The sequence below is a fragment of the Neiella marina genome (assembly GCF_002165625.1).
Taxonomy (GTDB): Bacteria; Pseudomonadota; Gammaproteobacteria; order Enterobacterales; family Neiellaceae; genus Neiella; species Neiella marina.
Genome location: NZ_NGNS01000015.1, coordinates 85,471 through 103,779 on the forward strand (window position 1 = coordinate 85,471; position 18,309 = coordinate 103,779).

18 protein-coding genes are annotated in these 18,309 nt (G+C 48.9%); 6 read left to right on the forward strand and 12 right to left on the reverse strand.

Annotation, left to right across the window (positions count from 1 at the left end; genetic code table 11):
- Positions 1 to 10 precede the first annotated feature (10 nt).
- The 7 genes from ispC to rpsB all read right to left on the reverse strand — a co-directional run bounded on the left by ispC (position 11) and on the right by rpsB (position 6,125).
- Positions 11 to 1,198: a 1-deoxy-D-xylulose-5-phosphate reductoisomerase gene (gene ispC / locus CBE68_RS12270; protein WP_087506405.1), complete on the reverse strand. Its 1,188-nt coding sequence runs from the start codon at positions 1,196 to 1,198 to the stop codon at positions 11 to 13.
- Between the two features lie 8 nt (positions 1,199 to 1,206).
- Entirely contained in the window at positions 1,207 to 2,064 is an 858-nt protein-coding gene (locus tag CBE68_RS12275; RefSeq protein ID WP_087506383.1) for a phosphatidate cytidylyltransferase, read from the reverse strand.
- An 18-nt stretch (positions 2,065 to 2,082) separates the two neighbouring features.
- Positions 2,083 to 2,835 (reverse strand): polyprenyl diphosphate synthase, encoded by a 753-nt coding sequence (gene uppS / locus CBE68_RS12280; RefSeq protein WP_087506384.1) that lies wholly within the window; start codon positions 2,833 to 2,835, stop codon positions 2,083 to 2,085.
- A gap of 98 nt (positions 2,836 to 2,933) precedes the next feature.
- Positions 2,934 to 3,491, reverse strand: a complete 558-nt coding sequence (gene frr, locus CBE68_RS12285; RefSeq protein ID WP_087506385.1) for a ribosome recycling factor — start codon at positions 3,489 to 3,491, stop codon at positions 2,934 to 2,936.
- 39 nt (positions 3,492 to 3,530) lie between these two features.
- Positions 3,531 to 4,262 (reverse strand): UMP kinase, encoded by a 732-nt coding sequence (gene pyrH, locus CBE68_RS12290; protein WP_087506386.1) that lies wholly within the window; start codon positions 4,260 to 4,262, stop codon positions 3,531 to 3,533.
- 102 nt (positions 4,263 to 4,364) lie between these two features.
- On the reverse strand, positions 4,365 to 5,213 hold the full coding sequence (tsf, locus tag CBE68_RS12295; protein WP_087506387.1) for a translation elongation factor Ts: 849 nt from the start codon (positions 5,211 to 5,213) through the stop codon (positions 4,365 to 4,367).
- A 180-nt stretch (positions 5,214 to 5,393) separates the two neighbouring features.
- On the reverse strand, positions 5,394 to 6,125 hold the full coding sequence (rpsB, locus tag CBE68_RS12300) for a 30S ribosomal protein S2 (protein WP_087506388.1): 732 nt from the start codon (positions 6,123 to 6,125) through the stop codon (positions 5,394 to 5,396).
- A 326-nt stretch (positions 6,126 to 6,451) separates the two neighbouring features.
- Here rpsB and map point away from each other — a divergent pair, with 326 nt between their 5' ends.
- Genes map through CBE68_RS12315 form a run of 3 tightly spaced genes read left to right on the forward strand, consistent with a single transcriptional unit; the run spans position 6,452 to position 10,689 of the window.
- Positions 6,452 to 7,258: a type I methionyl aminopeptidase gene (gene map, locus CBE68_RS12305; protein WP_087506389.1), complete on the forward strand. Its 807-nt coding sequence runs from the start codon at positions 6,452 to 6,454 to the stop codon at positions 7,256 to 7,258.
- Positions 7,259 to 7,281: 23 nt separating this feature from the next.
- Positions 7,282 to 9,915: a [protein-PII] uridylyltransferase gene (gene glnD / locus CBE68_RS12310; RefSeq protein WP_087506390.1), complete on the forward strand. Its 2,634-nt coding sequence runs from the start codon at positions 7,282 to 7,284 to the stop codon at positions 9,913 to 9,915.
- Positions 9,916 to 9,927: 12 nt separating this feature from the next.
- Positions 9,928 to 10,689: a DapH/DapD/GlmU-related protein gene (locus CBE68_RS12315; protein WP_087506391.1), complete on the forward strand. Its 762-nt coding sequence runs from the start codon at positions 9,928 to 9,930 to the stop codon at positions 10,687 to 10,689.
- An 87-nt stretch (positions 10,690 to 10,776) separates the two neighbouring features.
- Here the strand turns inward: CBE68_RS12315 and CBE68_RS12320 are convergent, their stop codons facing one another.
- Positions 10,777 to 11,676 (reverse strand): DapH/DapD/GlmU-related protein, encoded by a 900-nt coding sequence (locus tag CBE68_RS12320; protein WP_087506406.1) that lies wholly within the window; start codon positions 11,674 to 11,676, stop codon positions 10,777 to 10,779.
- Positions 11,677 to 11,994: 318 nt separating this feature from the next.
- Between CBE68_RS12320 and CBE68_RS12325 the strand changes: the two genes are divergently transcribed.
- The gene (locus CBE68_RS12325) at positions 11,995 to 12,234 is read left to right on the forward strand and encodes a YdcH family protein (RefSeq protein WP_087506392.1); all 240 of its coding nucleotides are present in this window, start codon (positions 11,995 to 11,997) and stop codon (positions 12,232 to 12,234) included.
- 186 nt (positions 12,235 to 12,420) lie between these two features.
- Positions 12,421 to 13,398: an acrylyl-CoA reductase (NADPH) gene (gene acuI / locus CBE68_RS12330; protein WP_087506393.1), complete on the forward strand. Its 978-nt coding sequence runs from the start codon at positions 12,421 to 12,423 to the stop codon at positions 13,396 to 13,398.
- Between the two features lie 78 nt (positions 13,399 to 13,476).
- Here acuI and CBE68_RS12335 read toward each other — a convergent pair whose 3' ends face one another.
- Together CBE68_RS12335 and CBE68_RS12340 are read right to left on the reverse strand one after the other, a co-directional pair.
- Positions 13,477 to 14,232 (reverse strand): sugar nucleotide-binding protein, encoded by a 756-nt coding sequence (locus tag CBE68_RS12335; RefSeq protein WP_158100595.1) that lies wholly within the window; start codon positions 14,230 to 14,232, stop codon positions 13,477 to 13,479.
- Positions 14,233 to 14,234: 2 nt separating this feature from the next.
- Positions 14,235 to 14,444, reverse strand: a complete 210-nt coding sequence (locus CBE68_RS12340; RefSeq protein WP_087506395.1) for a dodecin — start codon at positions 14,442 to 14,444, stop codon at positions 14,235 to 14,237.
- A 131-nt stretch (positions 14,445 to 14,575) separates the two neighbouring features.
- On the opposite strand from CBE68_RS12340, the gene CBE68_RS12345 reads away from it, so the two are divergent.
- A complete protein-coding gene (locus CBE68_RS12345) occupies positions 14,576 to 15,367 on the forward strand; it encodes an ABC transporter permease (protein WP_308477813.1) in 792 nt (263 codons plus the stop codon).
- 26 nt (positions 15,368 to 15,393) lie between these two features.
- On the opposite strand, the gene CBE68_RS12350 is transcribed toward CBE68_RS12345, so the two are convergent.
- Together CBE68_RS12350 and CBE68_RS12355 are read right to left on the reverse strand one after the other, a co-directional pair.
- Complete coding sequence (locus CBE68_RS12350; protein ID WP_087506396.1) at positions 15,394 to 15,957, reverse strand: outer membrane beta-barrel protein; 564 nt, start codon at positions 15,955 to 15,957, stop codon at positions 15,394 to 15,396.
- A gap of 56 nt (positions 15,958 to 16,013) precedes the next feature.
- Positions 16,014 to 17,798: a cation:proton antiporter gene (locus CBE68_RS12355; RefSeq protein WP_087506397.1), complete on the reverse strand. Its 1,785-nt coding sequence runs from the start codon at positions 17,796 to 17,798 to the stop codon at positions 16,014 to 16,016.
- Positions 17,799 to 18,309 lie beyond the last annotated feature (511 nt).

Sequence of the window (18,309 nt, forward strand, 5' to 3'; positions counted from 1 at the left end):
AGCCTTCGCGTTATCGCTGAGCACAAAACTGCTCGGCTAGCGCTCGCCCATGTTGATCAATCGCCAACACGTCATCGAGCACAGTAATTCGTATATCAGTGCCTGTAGCCATCACTTCGCCATTAACGGCAGCGATATCGGTAAACCCGATTTGTCCCGCCAGAAAACGTGCGACAGAAACTTCGTTCGCTGCATTGAGCAAGGTACAGGATTCCTGATCTTGCTGACAAGCTTCTATCGCAAGTCGCAAGCAAGGGTAACGGTTAAAATCCGGTGGTAAAAATTCCAGTTTAGCGATGTCAGCAAAGTTAAGTGGCTCGACACCGGATTGGCCGCGCTCCGGGAACATCATGGCATGAGCGATTGGTGTACGCATATCGGGCTGGCCAAGCTGCGCCAATACCGAACCATCGCTGTATTGCACCATAGAATGAATCACCGATTGTGGGTGAATCACAACTTCAATTTGCTCAGGTTTAGCATCAAACAAACGGCATGCTTCGATGAACTCGAGGCCTTTGTTCATCATCGTCGCCGAATCGACCGAGATCTTCTGTCCCATCGACCAATTGGGGTGAGCGACTGCCTGCGCCGGTGTTTTGTTAGCAAGTTCTGCAATCGGAGTTTCTCTAAACGGGCCTCCCGATCCGGTCAACAATATTTTGCTCACGCCTTTGCTAAACAGTGGGCCCCGTTGTTTAGCCTGCCATTGTGCTGGCAAGCATTGAAAGATGGCATTGTGCTCACTATCAATCGGCAACAGTTCCGCGCCATTATCACGCACCGCATCCATGAACAACTTACCCGCCGATACCAGCGATTCTTTATTTGCCAACAGTACCCGTTTGCCGGCTTGAGCAGCGGCAAGAGTGGGTAATAACCCGGCGGCGCCAACAATAGCCGCCATAACTTGATCGACTTCACTGGCCGAGGCAACTGCCACCAGACCTTCAGGGCCGGCCAGTATTTGTGTCTGACAACCTTGGCTGGCCACTTGTGCTTGCAGCTTTTGAGCCTGCTGTGGTGTCGCAACCACTGCATATTTAGGCTCAAACGTTAAAATCTGATGATAGAGTTTTTCGACTCGCGAATGACTCGACAAGGCAAATACGGAAAAACGATCAGGGTGACGTTGAATGACATCAAGGGTGCTAACCCCAATTGAGCCGGTTGCACCTAGGATCGTCACTTGTTGCAAAGGCATCATTAAACCGCCCAGTAGATTGCGCCAAGGGTAAAGACCGGAACTGCCGCAGTCAGGCTATCGACACGATCGAGGATGCCGCCATGACCAGGCAAGATTTTCCCGCTGTCTTTAATCCCCGCATCGCGCTTGAGCATGCTTTCGACCAAATCACCAAGCACGCCAGCAATCACGCTGAGGTAACAAAACAACAGATAGATTGCTAAGTTATCTGATGCCGCAGGGAAGTACCATAGTCCGCCAACGACAATCAAACTAGCCAACGCTAACCCACCGAGTAGCCCTTCAACGGTTTTGCCCGGGCTAACTTTAGGTAATAGCTTAGTTTTACCAAAGCGCTTACCGAACATGTAGCCGCCAGTGTCCGCAGCCCATACCAGCAACAAGGACATCAATAACAAAGCAATACCGGCATGGGCTTGTTCTGAAGGTATCGAGCGCAACGCGATCATAGCCAATCCCCAAGGGATTAGGGTCAACCAACCAATCAGAGCCTTCGCAGGCCAACTTCGCCACAAGGGTTGCGCCGAGGGGTAAATCAACACTAAAGCAAGTGCGATGCTCCACCACCCCATGGCCGCCCACAGCGCAATAACAAACCAATCGGTTAATTGTGCACCTTGCCAGTGATTGCCCGAAAGGCTTGGCGCCATCACGGCAGCAACAATAGCAATCGACACGACACCATAGATGGTCCGTAATCGGCGCTTCAAACCACCCATGAGAGTTCCCCACTCCCACGCAGACAGCATTAGTAAGCCACAAATAACAACTTCAAAAGCCGTATCTGAGAGTAGAAAAATTGCCGCTAACGCGACAGGGAGAAGTACCAAAGCGGTAAGAATTCGTAACTTTAACATGGACTCTTCTCCGTGTGATTAAGCATCGGTGCCTTGCACCTGTTCGCCCGTACAGCCAAAGCGCCGCTCACGCTGCATAAAGGACTGAATTGCTTGTTCAAACACGGTTTCATCAAAATCGGGCCATAGAGTATCGGTGAAATAGAACTCAGTATAGGCAGCTTGCCAGATAAGAAAGTTGCTAATGCGGTGATCGCCACCGGTGCGAATCATCAAGTCCGGGTCGGGAACACCGGCCAAGCAAGTGGCATTGGTAAACATTGTCTCATCAATGTCGTTGACATCAAGTTCACCATTTTTAACCTGCTGAGCCAGTCGTTTAGCCGTATCAACTACGTCCCAGCGACCGCCATAGTTGGCAGCAATATTCAGCAGCAACCCCTTGTTGTCAGCCGTTTTGGCTTCCGCTTCCCGGATCTTATGTTGGAGTTTATCGCTAAAGCGAGAAATGTCGCCAATAATGCGCAGGCGAACGTTGTTTTTGTGCAGGCGCTTCACTTCACTAGTCAACACCGTCATGAAGAGTTCCATCAGCACACCAACTTCGGCTTCTGGTCGACGCCAGTTCTCGCTGCTAAAGGCGTATAGAGTGAGCGCCTGTATACCTAGTTGACCTGCATAGCGGACTGCCCGCCGGACAGATTGAACACCGGATTTATGACCAAATACGCGAGGTTTGTTGCGTTGCTGAGCCCAGCGACCATTACCATCCATGATAATTGCAACGTGTTTTATCGGATGCGGTTTATCAGCTTGATCCGGATCTGCCATTCTTATTCCATTTTATTTAACGCACGATATAAAAACGCCGCGCCTTCGGGGTTAGCCATCGAGGTGCGGCGTAGTGGTCAAGTTAACCAAGCAGACAATTAAATTTCAAGCAGTTCCGCTTCTTTCGCCTTAAGCATTTCATCAACTGTCTTGATGAAGCCATCGGTAATCTTTTGAATATCGTCTGCAGCATTACGTTCTTCGTCTTCAGAAATCTCTTTTTCTTTCAACAAAGATTTAAAGTCGCTGTTAGCGTCACGGCGAATATTGCGAATCGCAATTCGGCCACCTTCAGCTTCACCGCGAACCACTTTAATCAGGTCCTTACGACGCTCTTCGGTCAGCGGCGGCAGAGGAATACGAATCACTGTGCCAGCAGAGTTTGGGTTTAGGCCCAAGTCAGAACTCATAATGGCTTTCTCAACGGCTTGGATCATACTCTTATCAAACACAGTCACAGCAAGGGTACGAGAATCCTGAACCGTCACATTACCGACTTGGTTCAGTGGAGTGTCGGCACCGTAGTATGACACGCTAATGTTATCGAGTAGGCTTGGGTGAGCACGACCAGTGCGAATCTTCGCCATTTGCCCTTTCAGCGACTCAATGCTTTTTTCCATGCGAGTTTTCGCATCAGCTTTAATATCGTCAATCACGTTATTGCACCTCTATCCGATAAATTTTCAAGCCACCGCTTATTGCTGGTGGCAAATGAGCGTACCTTCAGGTTCGCCCATCACAATCTGTTTCAGCACACCCGGTTTGTTCATATTGAACACCCGAATTGGCAAGCTGTGGTCACGGGCCAGGGTAAATGCCGCTAGGTCCATCACCTTTAATTCTTTTTCCAGAACGTCGTTGTAGTCCAACGTACTGTATAGCTCAGCGTCTGGATTGGTCACTGGGTCAGCAGAAAACACGCCATCGACCTTAGTGCCTTTTAGTACCACGTCTGCTTCAATCTCAATGCCGCGTAAACAAGCTGCAGAGTCTGTGGTGAAGAACGGGTTGCCGGTACCGGCAGAGAAAATAACAACCCGGCCAGAGCGCAGCAAGCTGATTGCTTCAGCCCAGTTGTATGTGTCACAAACACCGTTGAGCGGAATTGCCGACATCAAACGGGTGGTAACATGATTTCGTGCCAGCGCATCGCGCATCGCCAAACCATTCATCAGCGTCGCAAGCATCCCCATGTGGTCGCCGACAACGCGGTTCATGCCCGCTTTGGCTAGCTTTTCGCCTCGGAACAAGTTGCCACCGCCAATCACTAGGCCGACTTGAATGCCCATTTCAATCAGATCTTTGATTTCCAGAGCCATGCGGTCTAGTACCAGCGGATCAATACCAAAACCTTCCTCTCCCATCAGTGCTTCACCGGAGAGCTTAAGAAGAATGCGACGATAATTGAATTTAGGATTGGTGGTCATGTTTGCTTCCTGTGCGAAGAATGAAGGTGTATCACCGAGGACCGACGATACACCTGAGCAGCTAGAGTATATAGGCTTCCGAGAGAAGCTATAAACTTTATCTTATTTTTTAGAAGCTTCGATTTGCGCAGCTACTTCAGCGGCAAAGTCTTCTTCTTTCTTCTCGATACCTTCACCTACTTCTAAGCGGATGAATGCAGCAACAGAAGCTGACTTTTCTTTCAGCATTTCGCCAACAGACTTCTTAGGCTCCATGATGAAGGCTTGACCAGTAAGAGCGATCTCACCAGTGAACTTCTTCATACGGCCAATAACCATTTTCTCTGCGATTTCTTGAGGCTTGCCTTCGTTCATCGCAATTTCAACCTGAATGGCTTTCTCTTTTTCAACAACGTCAGCTGGAACGTCATCTGGAGTCAAGAAATCAGGCTTAGAGTTACACACGTGCATCGCAACGTGCTTCAGTGTTTCGGCGTCGCCTTCACCAGCAACAACAACACCGATACGGCCGCCGTGCGTGTATGAAGCCAAGTTAGCACCGTCAACGTACTCTAAACGACGAACGTTGATGTTTTCACCGATTTTTGCAACCAGCTGTACACGCTCTTCTTCGAACTTAGCCGCTAAATCTGCAATAGTAGTTTTTGCTTCTGCTGCAGCTGCAGCAACTTTGTTAGCAAAACCTAAGAAGTTTTCGTCTTTAGCAACGAAGTCTGTTTGACAGTTCACTTCAACCAGTGCAGCAAAACCTGCACCTTCAGCGATAAGAATGGTACCTTCAGCCGCGATGTTACCAGCTTTCTTAGCTGCTTTCGCTTGACCGTTCTTACGCATGTTTTCGATTGCTAAATCAATGTCACCGTTAGTTTCAGTTAACGCTTTTTTACAATCCATCATGCCCGCGCCAGTGCGTTCGCGGAGCTCTTTTACCAGGGCAGCAGTAATTGCCATCTCAGTTTTCCTCAGAATTTGGACTATGCAAGGTTATTGCATGGAAAAGGGGTCAGTTCACTGACCCCTTTCACCAAAACAATACGTCTGCTTGGATTAATAAGGCCTTTATCCAGCACTACTTAAGGCGTCTATATCGTTAGCTGCCTCAAGTAGCTTGGCTAGGGAATTAAGCCTTATTTACTCCGCGGCTTCTTCTACGAAGTCGCCTTCTTTAGCAGCAACAGTGTTGCTATCACGACCTTCAATTGCAGCAGCAGCAACAGAGCTGGTGTACAACTGAATAGCACGGATCGCATCATCGTTACCTGGAACAACGTAATCAACACCGGCTGGTGAAGAGTTAGTATCAACCACAGCTACAACTGGGATACCCAGGTTGTTTGCTTCTTTAATGGCGATGTGTTCGTGTTCTGCGTCGATGATGAAGATCGCGTCTGGCAGGCCGCCCATATCTTTGATACCGCCAAGGCTTTTCTCAAGCTTTTCCATTTCACGAGCACGCATCAGCGCCTCTTTCTTGGTGAGCTTTTCGAAAGTACCGTCTTGGCTTTGCGCTTCCAGATCTTTTAGACGCTTGATGGACTGACGAACAGTTTTCCAGTTAGTCAGCATGCCACCCAACCAACGGTGGTTAACATAGTACTGACCAGCACTCAGAGCAGCTTCTTTGATCGCTTCGCCAGCAGCACGCTTGGTGCCAACGAACAGGATCTTGCCGCGCTTAGCTGCAACACCAGAAAGGAAGTTCAAAGCGTCATTGAACATTGGAACAGTTTGCTCAAGGTTGATGATGTGAACCTTGTTGCGAGCACCAAAGATGAAAGGCTTCATCTGTGGGTTCCAGTAGCGAGTTTGGTGACCAAAGTGCACGCCAGCTTTGAGCATGTCGCGCATAGATACGTTTGCCATAATTACCTCTTCATTCGGGTTAGGCCTCCACGCACCCCATATAGCCGACCTCAAAGAGGCACCCCGGTATATGTGTCGATACGTGTGTGTTATTTAAAGCCCATTTAACCTGCATTATCATCAAGCCAAACGGGCAACTCGTTCGATCAATTCACATGATGCGAATCACATTTGCGAATTGTCGGCGCGCTTTATAACATAGTCAGCCATTTTGAACAATCTACTGCCGCTGATTTCAGTGAATTGTTAGCTTGTTCTTGTAAAGAAACCGAACCAGCACCAACCACCCGAGAGTGGCACTCAGTTGGTCGACAACAGGCTTGTGAATGAATATCAAAATAAAGACCGAAGAAGAAATCGAGAAAATGCGCATTGCTGGGCGCTTGGCAGCCGAAGTGCTTGAGATGATCGAGCCCCATGTCAAGGCCGGTATAAGCACAGGTGAGCTGGATCGGATCTGCCATGACTATATCGTCAATGAGCAACAAGCCATCCCTGCGCCTCTCGACTATCACGGTTTTCCCAAGTCTATTTGCACCTCAGTAAATGAAGTGGTTTGTCACGGTATCCCTGATAACGAGCACATCCTAGCGGACGGGGATATCATCAATATCGACATTACCGTGATTAAAGACGGTTACCACGGCGATACCAGCAAGATGTTCTACGTCGGCGAGATATCGCCAGCAGACCGCCGTTTGTGTTTGGCAACTCAGGAGTTTATGTATGAAGCCATTCGCAAAGTGCGCCCAGGGGCATTTTTGGGAGAGATCGGCACCACCATTGAAAACTTAGTGAAGAAAAAGAAAAAAAGTGGCGCTCGCTATACCATTGTTGAGGAATACTGTGGCCATGGTATCGGGGCGACTTTTCACGAAGACCCGCAAGTGGTTCACTACAAGAACAATAGTAAAGTCGAATTGAAGGCCGGCATGTGTTTTACCATTGAGCCAATGATTAATGCAGGCCGCAAACAAACCCGATTAGACAAGGACGATGGTTGGACCGTTTCCACCATTGATGGCAAAAAATCAGCCCAGTGGGAACACACCCTTTTGGTGACTGATACCGGCTGTGAAGTGTTGACTCTTCGCAGCGATGACACCATTGAGCGTGTACTCCACAACCGCTAACACAAGGACATAGAGAATCCGACATGCCGCAGTTTGAAGTCGATTTCAGCCAATACCCCAAAACCGAGCGAGTCATGACGTTTCGGGCCCTTCACGACCAATGCCTTGATTGGCTGAGCTCTCAGTATCATCGAGGGACATCGGTTATTCATTTGGTCAAAGCCCGCAGCCGCTTTATTGATCAACTACTGACCCAACTTTGGTGGCAACTCGATCTGCATGATGTCAGTGATTTATCACTGGTTGCAGTCGGCGGCTATGGTCGAGGAGAATTACACCCTCATTCCGACGTTGATTTGTTGATCCTGAGCCAACGTCCAATAAATGCGGATACTGAAAGCAAGCTTAGCCAGTTTATTACCAACTTATGGGATATTCGATTAGAGGTCGGACATAGCGTCCGTTCGGTGAAGGAATGCTTGTCGCTGGGCAAAGAAGATATCACTATTGCCACCAATTTGATGGAGTCCCGACTCATCTCCGGTGATGAAGTCCCCTATCAACAGCTTGCGCAAGAAGTGAAGTCGCAAAAATTCTGGCCTTCGGACACTTTCTTTCAAGCCAAAATGGCAGAGCAAGTCGCTCGTCATGAGCAATACCACGACACCGCATATAACCTCGAGCCAAACGTCAAAGCGAATCCCGGCGGGCTTCGCGACATTCAAAACATTGGTTGGGTCGTGAAGAACCATTTCGGTGCCGATGAATTGTCTCAGCTAGTAGAGCACGGCTTTCTGACCGTCGACGAGCATGACGAACTCGAGCAATGTCAAAAGTTTCTGTGGCAAGTTCGGTTTGTGCTGCATACGGTCACTAAGCGAGCCGAAGACAGATTACTGTTTGATTATCAAGCCGAAGTAGCAAGAGGGTTAGGCTACTGTGACGATGGTAACCTAGCTGTAGAGAAGATGATGAAGCGGTTGTATCAAACCATTCGTCGTGTCATCGAGCTCAATCAAATGCTGCTGCAACTGTTTGCTGATGCTTTCCTTGACACCTATTACTCTGCTGAAGTCACCGAATTAGACAATGACTTTTTGATGCGCGGCAACAACATTGGCTTGCGTCACCCCAATGTCTTTGACACCCCAGCAAACTTCATTCGCCTGCTGCTACATATTGCAGATCACAGAAATGTTACCGGCGTATCAGCTCACGCAATTCGTCGGCTGCGGGTTAGCCGTCGCCAGCTACGTGGCTACCTGCAAGATGTATCTCAGTGCCGCGAGCTATTTGTGCGTCTGATGCGTCACCCACGCGGACCCGGTCGACCAATTGCGATCATGCACCGTCATGGCATTTTGGCCGCTTACATGCCAGCTTGGGAGCACATTGTTGGTCAAATGCAATTCGACTTGTTCCATGCTTTCACCGTCGATGAGCACACCTACCGAGTGACCAAAAACCTCTATCGCCTAACTCGCTCAGAGTTTGCCGAGCAATTCCCCCATGTCCGCGGGGTAATGGCTCAGATCGAAGAGCCTGATTTACTGTTTCTCGCCGCGCTGTTTCATGACATCGCGAAGGGTCGTGGAGGCGATCACTCAGAGCTCGGCGCGGTTGATGCCATTGAGTTCTGTAAACATCATGGTTACAGCAAAGAGCAAGGTGAATTGGTGGCATGGCTAGTTGAAAAACACTTGTTGATGTCGGTCACCGCTCAGAAACGAGATATTCAAGATCCACAGGTGGTATCAACTTTTGCTCAAAAAGTTGGGTCTCCTGTTCGGTTAAAATACCTCTACTGTCTAACCATTGCCGATATTCGTGCCACCAATGACAACCTTTGGAATGGCTGGAAAGGCTCGCTGTTAAGAGAATTGTACAAGGCAACCTACAATGCCTTGGTTGAGGGTGTTGAACAGAATCTTGATATCGCCAGCCACATTGAATTTACCCAAAGCAAAGCGTTAGAGCTGCTCGATCAAAATATCGAACGCGAGCAAATTGATATCTTGTGGCAACGGTTCAAGCCAGAATATTTCGTTCGCCACACGCCTGAGCAGGTTGCTTGGCACACCATGCGAATTATTGCCCATGGAGATAGTCACGAGCCGCTATTGGCGCTATCAGAAATTGCCGACCGAGATAGCTCAGAACTCTTCATCTATGCGCGCGACAAGGCCAACTTGTTCCTCCATACGGTGAACATTTTGGACCGTAAGAATTTGGACGTATTTGACGCCCAGATTTTGAACACCAAAGACGGCATGACCATGGACACTTTCGTTGTGCTTGAACGCGATGGCTCGCCATTGTCCGGTCAGGCCCGAATCGATGAAGTAACTGGCGCCCTCGCACAAAGCCTCAAACAAGATTTGTCAGATAAAGGGCCGGCTCCTAAGTTATCGCGACAGTTGAAGAATTTTAATATTCAACCTAAGGTCAAGTACATACCTAGCGAGAAGCCAAACCGGACTATGCTAGAGTTGGTCGCTTTGGATCGGCCCGGACTATTGGCCGATGTAGCAACACTGTTCCACTCGATGGAGCTAAGCTTGCACTCAGCAAAGATTTCGACTGTTGGCGAGCGCGCTGAAGACTTTTTCAGTCTCTCAACCAAGCTCGGTGAAGCACTTGACGAAGATACCAAAGAGCTGTTGCAGTGCCGCTTGATGAAAGAAGCATCTTTAGAGGACTCAGCTGTTTGTAGCTAACCAGGAGACTTGATGACCAACTTGCAAGTCATCATCGAATCGGCGTTCCAACAAAGAGAGCTGCAACTGTTGGGTTGCGCCGATGAGAATCTTACTGATGCTATCAAGCAAACGATAGTTCAGCTTGGCGAAGGCTCCTTGCGGATTGCTGACAAAGTTGCTGGTGAATGGGTAGTTCACCAGTGGCTGAAAAAAGCCATTCTGTTGTCGTTTGACTTGCCAGACTTCAATAAACCAAACCAGTCGATACACCAACACGTTGAATCTGCATCTGCGTCGATTTGTAAAAGCGCATACGTCGCGCCAACTGCGACTATGATGCCCTGCTATATTGGTCAGGGTGCTCACATTGATCATGACTGCAGGATAGGCTCTTGGGTGACCGTGGGGTGCGGCGTACAATTAGGTAAGAAAGTTCAACTGTGCGATGGTGTGGTGATTAGCAACAGGCTAGAGCCGCTAGCAGCCAAACCCACCATTATTGAAGACCATTGTTACATCGGCGCTCGTTCAGTTATTGCTGATGGTGTTGTGATTGAGCAAGGTTCAATTATTGCGACAGGCGTGAACATAGACCAAAGCACTCGCATTTACGATCGACAAAGCAATGCAACCTATCACGGCCGAGTTCCTGCTGGTTCTGTGGTAGTTGCTGGCAGCCTGCCAGACCCTACCGGTACATACAGCATCAATGCAGCGATTATCGTTCGGACCGTAGATGCAAATACGCGAATGGCACTAGGCGTTGCCGCCCTGCTCCACGCCGCACTGTAATGCATCCGGCAATAAAAAAGCGCCTCCAGTGGAAGCGCTCTTAGCCAGGCTAACGCCAACCGCTAGCCAACCCAACAAAGTTAACAATTAGTCGTTGGAGTGCAACGCCGCGTTAAGGCCGCCCCACGATGTGCCATCGGTAGTGACGGCTTGTACTTCACCAGTTTGGCTATGACGGCGGAACAGTAGCTTCGACTGACCAGACAATTCACGAGCTGAGACGATTGAGCCATCAGGCAGTTTTACCTTAGTACCGGCAGTCAGGTACAAGCCAGATTCAACAATACAGTCATCACCCAGAGAGATGCCCAAGCCAGCGTTTGCACCCAGCAAATTGCGCTGGCCCATTGAGATCACCTGCTTACCACCACCAGAGAGAGTGCCCATAATAGAAGCACCACCACCGATATCAGTATCTTCAGCGACAACGACGCCGGCGCTAATGCGGCCTTCGACCATAGAGTTGCCTAAAGTACCAGCATTGAAGTTGACAAAACCTTCATGCATCACTGTGGTACCAGCAGCAAGGTGAGCGCCCAAGCGAACACGGTCAGCATCGCCAATACGCACGCCCTCTGGAATGACATAATCGGTCATGCGCGGGAACTTGTCGATGGAAGTAACATTGAATTGCAGGGCTTCTTCGGCAATAGCCTCGCGCAGGTTTTCGACTTCGCTCGGCAGCACTGGGCCAGCAGAAGTCCAGGCAACATTGGTCAACAGACCAAACACACCATCGAGATTGATTTCATGCGGGCGGAAAGCTCGCTCAGAGATCAAGTGAAGGCGCAGGTAAGCTTCTTCTGCAGACTGCGGCGCATCATCAACGGAAGCAATTTCCACCGTGACAAAATCACCTTTGATAATGCCAGCTTTAGCAGCCAAACAGTGACGTGCAATCTCTTTGTTGGATTTTGGGAACCACACATCTAAAGTGGCACCTGTTTTAGCATCGCTGTAACGGTGTCCAATACGCTTGATTGTCATAACGCTATTTTTCATCCATCAGTTAAAAATTTAGCGCCGTAGTATAACTGGCTACGTGGCAAGTTTTAATCGAAAGTTTTTGAAAACTGCTCGTATCACTAGCTTGACAGGACAAGATCGGCAACTCACATACCAAAAGAGCTTACGCTTGGCCTCTACTAGGTGTTTCGGCATCTCATTGCCGATTGCTTTGGATTAAACCTGACCATGAACTACTGCGCGGTATTTTTCTTCAAACTGTGTCACATGCATCATTGCAGTTGACCATAACGACTATCTTAATCAGTGGTTACTGTTCAGTCCCCAGAGGGTTTAATTATGTCCGATTCAAATCATGCGCTAACCCATGACTTTCCTGAGTTTTACAATCGTATTCGTTCTCTTCACATTGAGGACTCAGATTTTCGTCAACAAAATGAGCGCTATCATGCCCTTGACCGCCAAATAAACGCTCTGGAAGCGCGGGGGGTTCCCATTGATGACCAAACATTCGTCGATATGAAGATGGAGCGTGCCAATCTAAAAGATGCCTTGTATCAACGTCTCATTGAACGCTAAAGCAGTGGCTAAATTACGAATTAATACATTGTTATCAGAGCGTTAAAAGGCGCAAGACCGTTTAGAAAACACTCAACAATACCAAACCAAATCAATTATTGAACAATCAGTCAAAATATAAATAACTCAAGTAGTCAAACAACAGCTAAACTTCGGCAACAGTCATTTGGTTTGAGGTCTTTTTGCATGTTTAACGCGCTTGTGATTCGTGAGCTTGATGGTCAACAACAGGTTGCTGTAGAGCAACTTAGCGACGATCAACTCCCCGATGGTGATGTCACTATCGCCGTTTCCCACTCATCTATTAATTACAAAGACGGCCTTGCCATCACAGGTAAAGGTAAGATCGTTCGTTCGTTTCCAATGGTGCCGGGCATCGACTTGGTTGGTACGGTATTGGAATCGGAATCGCCAAAATACCAAGCCGGCGATGAAGTCGTCCTTACCGGTTGGGGCGTAGGAGAAGGCCACTGGGGCGGTTTAGCGCAAAAAGCCAGATTAAAAAGTGATTGGTTGGTGCCACTGCCGACCGGCTTGTCGGCTGAACAAACGATGATTATTGGTACCGCAGGCTTAACCGCTATGCTTTGTGTGATGGCGCTTGAACACAATGGTGTCAGTAAAGAGCGTGGCGAGATCCTAGTTACCGGAGCTTCTGGCGGTGTTGGTTCAACGGCCATTGCACTGTTGGCCGCGCTAGGTTACTCAGTTACCGCAGTTACCGGACGCGAACAAAACTCCGATTATTTGCGGTCTATTGGGGCCAGCAATATCATTCTTCGCAGTGAGTTAGAAGACCGAGCGAAGCCATTGGATAAACAGCGCTGGGCGGGTGTTGTTGACACCACCGGTGGCAACATCCTTGCCAATGCCATCGCTCAAACTCAGTATGGTGGTTGTGTCGCGGCTTGCGGCTTGGCTGCAGATTTTAAGCTGCCATCGACCGTGATGCCATTTATTCTCAGAAACGTCACCCTAGCGGGAGTTGACTCGGTGATGTGCCCTTTCGACAAGCGGCAACAAGCTTGGCAACGCTTAGAACAGCTCCTGACTCAGTCGTTTTACCAACAAGCCAGTGAAGAAATATCTTTGCAGCAGGTGCCAGAATGGGCCGATAAGATTGTTGCAGGTCAGGTGACCGGAAGAACGTTGGTCAAACTCTAACTGCTAAAGTGTCGTTGCCAATAGCAAAGAGCGACCTAGTGTCGCTCTTTTTTACGTTATTAATGACAGCCGAACAACTTAAAGGCGGCAAGATAACCTTGGCATGACCACCCTTGCGTCCAACAAACGTTGATCATGACGATAGCTCTGATCGACGTCTATCTTCCAGCCTGCGTTGAGCTTGTTATTCAGGCGCTTGACTATCTCAGCAAAATTCAATGACGCCACAGCATTTGAGTCCAAATGGAACAACCCTCGCTGTCCCTGCAGCAACAAAGCCATCAACGTCTCGGCAGTATCAGACATCAACGAAGTTGCCGGTATCCAAGTTTCGCTGGCAGTCACCTTGCCGTTTTGCTCCATTTGTTGTGACAAAGCTTCGAACATATGGTTACCGCCTCGACGATCATGTATCTGCCAACCTATTCTGGCGATCAACGCATCCGGACAAGCACTAACCACCGCTTGCTCGCTCGCTAATTTCATTCGACCGTAATCATCTTGCGGATTTGCTGGTGATGTTGTTTGGTAAGGACCGTCGGAGCTGGCATCAAACACCATCGCTGTGGAAGTAAACAACAATGGCAACTCGTAGCGATGACACATTGTCGCAAGCTGTCCCGCCCAATTTGGGCTTCCCATACCAAGATGACAACAGGCATCGGGTTGATGCTCCGACCAAAATTGTTCAACGGTTGCAAAATTGTCGGTGGGGTAGCGGCTTCGATCCCAGCCGATGACCGTCAAGCCAACGGTGTTTAAAGCATCAGCGAGAGCTGGGGCCAAAGTGCCATTTAACCCCGTAATCAATATCCGCTTGGGTGTTTTATTCAAGATTAATCTTCCAACGTAAATCCAACCTTGATAGTAACCTGCCAATGGGCAACCGCGCCATCGTCTATATGACCGCGTATTTCCTTCACTTCAAACCAGCGCATATTGCGAATGCTTTGACTGGCTCGGGCAACCGCATTGTTCACCGCGGCATCAACTCCATCCGGCGAACTGCCAACAAGTTCGGTAAGCTTGTAAGTGTGATCAGACATAGTTAGCCTCCTGTTATGGGCATCAATAAGCTCAATTAGGTTTAGCTGCCATTTCAGTCCCGAGCAAGTTTCTCGGTATCCGGTAGCGCAGTAAACACTTTGCAATTTGATTGGGCACACACGGAAAAATAATGATGCAACCGACTATTGCCATTAGTGATTCGATGCTGCTGTTGTTTGCTCTGAGCCTAATGATACCAGTTGCGATTAACTGGCTTTATCAGTTAGAGCTTGGTCGAGATATGGCTTGGGCATTGATTAGAATGACTGTGCAGTTGGCTCTTGTTGGCTTGTACTTGCAACAGTTGTTCACGTTGAATTATTGGTGGCTGAATAGCCTTTGGCTGCTAGTGATGCTCATTGTTGGGGCCAGCGCTATTGTTGACAAGGCAAAACTACCCAAACGCCAACTGTTGTTGCCTGCAATTTGCGGCTTAACCCTGGGTCTGCTGCCGATGTTGATTCTAATGTTATGGCTGGTGTTGCAACCCGAACCGCGATACGGTGCACAGTATATGATCCCATTGGCGGGCATGTTGCTGGGCAATAGCCTAAGCGGCAACATTGTCGCGCTACAACGACTTTTCGGCGCGCTCAAAGACCAGCAGCAAGACTACCAAAATGCCCTCGTGTTGGGAGCTTCTCCGGCGCAAGCCGCGCAGCCTTTTATTCGCTCGGCAATGCAACAAGCGTTCGCGCCAATACTGGCATCAATGGCAACAACAGGATTGGTGACTCTTCCAGGTATGATGACGGGACAAATTCTCGGCGGTACCGATCCGCTCATCGCGGTCCGCTATCAATGGCTGATCTTCATCGCCATTTTTGTCATGTTATCAGTGTCAGTGATGCTAACACTGATACTAGCAAGTCGTTCGACCTTTCATCGCCCCGGGCGAATATTGATAAGCGAGATCAACTGATCTCGTTTATGGCTGCATGTTTGTCGTTAAAACCGATAGCTCATGCCGACCCCAAGGCTCCACAATTGAACCTCATCGCCAAAGCGGTCATACGACAAACTAACGCGAGAGCCAAATCCATTATCAAACTCGTGATCCCAGCCAACTCCAACGCCAAAGCCAACCCCATCAGTGGACGAGAAGGTATCGCCATCAACCACTAAATCGTTGTCATAACGGGACAGGCTAGCCTCTGCAAACAGGAAGTTGCGTTGCGATACCGGCATTCGACCTTGAGCAAACAATTGAACGGCCTGATATTCAACCTCGACTTTATCGTTCAATAAGCCATCAAATATGTTTTCAGCAGTATTCGATGTGCCGTTTAAATAGCCAATACCTGCCGACCAACGCTCAGACAGGTCATATTGATAACGAAGGGTATAATGAACTGCTCCCTCATGATTAGAGTAGCGCTCGGCCAACTCGCGGTTATCGAACTCATAGTCAAATAGTGCAACGTAACCACTGGCAGACAGTTTATGTTGAGCATGGCAGGTGCTCGCGATCGACAAGCAGACGGCCGCAAGCCCACAGAGTATTCGACTCATAGCAAATTCCCTTTTTTAAGAGATAAATTTATTCCATTAATAACTAACAGGTCAGTCTAGTCAGGTTCGATTAAACTGACAATAACCCAGTCGGCCTTCACTTCCACCAACGCTTGCGCCGTATAAAAATGACATTTACCAGTTGCTGAAATAGCGCATAGCTTCAATGCCCGCTGCCCATATTCCTTATCATAATCATCAATGGTAAACGCTTCTGAAAGCTTGGTGGTTTTTATGATCGCTCCGCGACTCACCGAGCTAGCAAGCTGACCATAGGAAACACCAGCCCCAAACAAGCCTAAAGTGTCTGAGTAATGGCCGGCTACTTGATGGCTAGCGCGATTGTCTTGTTCTGCATTACTTAATCCGAGCACCGCGCCGCGTCCAAGCGAGTACTCAAAATGGTAGGTTACCAGCGGATTCAATTGGCGATATGGTGACAGAATCAACACTTGGCCAAATTTTGCCAGATCGAGCGTACGCTCGGCATGCTCAGAAATAGGGTTGCCGTAGTAAGTTGGAATGTTAGCCATCCGAGCGCGCCTAATAGCATCCCAGTTGGTATCGGCTACTTGCACTGGAACGTTTTTGGCAATTAACTCCTTGGCAAGCTGGCGAGAGAAATCCTGGCTGCCGAAAATAAGCACTCCTCTGGGACTCGATTCGCGGACTTGCAATAACTTAGCGACTGGCACCGATGTCAGGCTTTGAAATATTACCGTAGCAATAATGACCAGAAACACCATTGGCACCAGTTGCTCAGCTTGAGCAAAGCCCAGATGCTCTAGTTTGATGGCGAATAATGCCGACACTGCAGCCGCGACGATACCGCGTGGCGCTATCCAGCTGAGCAAAGCTTTCTCTCGCCAGTTAAGGTCTGTGCCAATAGCAGAAATCCAAACAGAAACCGGCCGAGCAACAAACATAATGCCCAAAACCACGATAACAGCGCCAAACCCGAGCTGTTTAATGGCGCTCAATTCTAGGCGCGCGGCAAGTAAAATAAACAGCGCCGAGATCAACAGAACACTGAGCGTCTCTTTAAACTCGAGAATGTCATCAACCTCAACATTTTTCATATTGGCCAACAACATGCCCATCACAGTTACAGCTAATAGCCCGGATTCATGGGCAAAGTGGTTAGAGGTGGCAAAAGCGCCGAGCATGATAGTTAGTACTGCGGTATTTTCAAGATAGGGCGGTATCCAATGACGCCGCAGCACGATACCGAGTAAATAGCCAACAGCGAAGCCGATGCCAAATCCGGATATTAATGTCAGGCCAAAGGCTTCAACCGTGTGTAACAAAGGGTTTTGCGCCGACACGACAAATTCATAGACAAGCACTGCAGCTAAAGCGCCTATCGGGTCGATGACAATGCCTTCCCAACGAAGGATATTGGACAATTTACTACTAGGTCGAACCGTGCGCAGCATGGGTACAATGACGGTTGGCCCTGTGACTGTCACGATAGCGCCAAACAGGCAAGCTATCTCCCAGCTCATTCCCAAGCCAAAATGAGCAATCGGCGAGGCAATAGCCCATGTTACTAATGCGCCAACCGAACACAAGTTTCGCACCATAGCGCCATGGGAGCCGAGATCACTCATCTTCAGCGTGAGCGCCCCTTCAAACAAAATGACCGCGACAGAAAGCGAGACAATGGGAAAGAGTAAATCACCAAATAGATCGTCAGGCTCCAACATGCCTGTTAGAGGGCCGACGACTAAACCAACGAGTAGCAAAGGCAGAATTGCCGGTAGATGAATGCGATAAGCTATGTATTGACAACTAATCGATAGTAAACCTACCGCCACTAAAATCATCAGGGGATCAGTCACAAGATCGCAGTCCTTCGAGTATGTGAAACTGAATTTAGTGTATTAGATATCGCTCAACACGCTAATCAATGTTGCGGCAAAATTCGCGCCCTTGCTTGGAGCCTGCGGCGCGCTGTCGTTAAGCAGAGGGATAGGTTGGAGCCTGCGGCACTTCACCGCGAGATTAGCGCGCCGTTAGGCGCTTAAACGACAAAAGGCCACCCTAATGGGTGGCCTTCTGACGTTTTATTAGGTGCCTGGCGGTGACCTACTTTACTCCGGGCATCCTGCCCTCCGCCCTTCGGGCCAGCCTAACGGCTGTTCAAATCTGTTCCCGACAGATTTGTCACTCCGTTCGAGTAGGTCTATCAACAACAACGCATAGAAAATAAAAAAGCCCCTCGCTTACGCGAAGGGCTTTTCTATTTTATTAGGTGCCTGGCGGTGACCTACTCTCACATGGGGCTGAACGCGGATACAGACAAAGCGCAGCTTTGGCCCGCGTGAAGGCGAAGAAAGCTGTGCTTTCGAG

Excerpts from the sequence above, each read along its gene's own strand:
- CBE68_RS12275 (WP_087506383.1), bottom strand. The coding sequence starts at position 2,064 with ATGTTAAAGTTACGAATTCTTACCGCTTTGGTACTTCTCCCTGTCGCG.
- uppS (WP_087506384.1), bottom strand. The coding sequence starts at position 2,835 with ATGGCAGATCCGGATCAAGCTGATAAACCGCATCCGATAAAACACGTT.
- pyrH (WP_087506386.1), bottom strand. The coding sequence starts at position 4,262 with ATGACCACCAATCCTAAATTCAATTATCGTCGCATTCTTCTTAAGCTC.
- tsf (WP_087506387.1), bottom strand. The coding sequence starts at position 5,213 with ATGGCAATTACTGCTGCCCTGGTAAAAGAGCTCCGCGAACGCACTGGC.
- rpsB (WP_087506388.1), bottom strand. The coding sequence starts at position 6,125 with ATGGCAAACGTATCTATGCGCGACATGCTCAAAGCTGGCGTGCACTTT.
- map (WP_087506389.1), top strand. The coding sequence starts at position 6,452 with ATGAATATCAAAATAAAGACCGAAGAAGAAATCGAGAAAATGCGCATT.
- glnD (WP_087506390.1), top strand. The coding sequence starts at position 7,282 with ATGCCGCAGTTTGAAGTCGATTTCAGCCAATACCCCAAAACCGAGCGA.
- CBE68_RS12315 (WP_087506391.1), top strand. The coding sequence starts at position 9,928 with ATGACCAACTTGCAAGTCATCATCGAATCGGCGTTCCAACAAAGAGAG.
- CBE68_RS12320 (WP_087506406.1), bottom strand. The coding sequence starts at position 11,676 with ATGACAATCAAGCGTATTGGACACCGTTACAGCGATGCTAAAACAGGT.
- CBE68_RS12325 (WP_087506392.1), top strand. The coding sequence starts at position 11,995 with ATGTCCGATTCAAATCATGCGCTAACCCATGACTTTCCTGAGTTTTAC.
- acuI (WP_087506393.1), top strand. The coding sequence starts at position 12,421 with ATGTTTAACGCGCTTGTGATTCGTGAGCTTGATGGTCAACAACAGGTT.
- CBE68_RS12340 (WP_087506395.1), bottom strand. The coding sequence starts at position 14,444 with ATGTCTGATCACACTTACAAGCTTACCGAACTTGTTGGCAGTTCGCCG.
- CBE68_RS12345 (WP_308477813.1), top strand. The coding sequence starts at position 14,576 with ATGATGCAACCGACTATTGCCATTAGTGATTCGATGCTGCTGTTGTTT.
- CBE68_RS12350 (WP_087506396.1), bottom strand. The coding sequence starts at position 15,957 with ATGAGTCGAATACTCTGTGGGCTTGCGGCCGTCTGCTTGTCGATCGCG.